Below are 807 nucleotides of genomic sequence, written 5' to 3' on the forward strand. Positions count from 1 at the left end.
TGTTATGTCCATGGGCTTTTTGGACACGGAGTCCAGTAGCTTTTTGGGCTAGGAGTCCAATGACTTTTTGGACGTGGAGTCTCCCTGCTTTTTGGGCAGGGAGTCTTTGGTGTTTTTGGACAGTCTCTAGCTCGTCTTACCGGTTATGGTTTCTTTCGTCTCGACGGGCGCGGACGCGACAGGATTGGTTTGATCTCTGGTGGCCGGCGGTGCCACATTCCTTCGACATGCCCGATGTTGATCTGTCCGCCGGCTGGACGCTCAAGTAGCTTGATGGGCAGTGGGAATGAAAACAGTGCTTCACCATCATGATCAGTGAAGAACTCAGCGGTGTCATCGGTAACGTGGCTGTATATGAGCCGGTTTTTAAACCGGAGTCCTACATAGAATCCATAGCCCAGGATGCGCACCACTCCGCTTTTGTTGATCCACAGTGTGTCGGGGATACCCCAGGCGTTGCTTGACTGGGCGGATAGACCGTCTACGGTGGGACTGATGGTAGGAGATGATTCTTGCTGGATTGGTTCGTTATCGTCATCGATGGTTGTGGGAGAAGCTGCAACTTCTCCCACAACCGGCGCCATCGCCTCTTTAACCCCATTCTCGATACGATGCTCGTGGTGTATCGCGCTTTCTGAGTGTGTATCCCGGTATGACTTCACAATCTTGGCCCACAGCACATCCGGGTCAATGGGTTGTGTTGGGGATTGAGCGTGGGCGAAGTGCTCACGGGCTTGGGCTGGAGTGATGTGCATTTTGCCGACTAGCAGGCCTTGATGGCGGCGCCTGGTGTTGTAAAACTCGCGG

The 807-nt window shown here is 53.8% G+C and carries 1 pseudogene; it reads right to left on the reverse strand.

Features of this window, described 5'->3' with window-relative positions:
- Positions 1–143 precede the first annotated feature (143 nt).
- Positions 144–807: pseudogene (locus HMPREF0308_RS12660) on the reverse strand (transposase); the annotation flags it as partial.

The sequence above is a fragment of the Corynebacterium striatum ATCC 6940 genome (genome assembly GCF_000159135.1).
Classification (GTDB): Bacteria; Actinomycetota; Actinomycetes; order Mycobacteriales; family Mycobacteriaceae; genus Corynebacterium; species Corynebacterium striatum.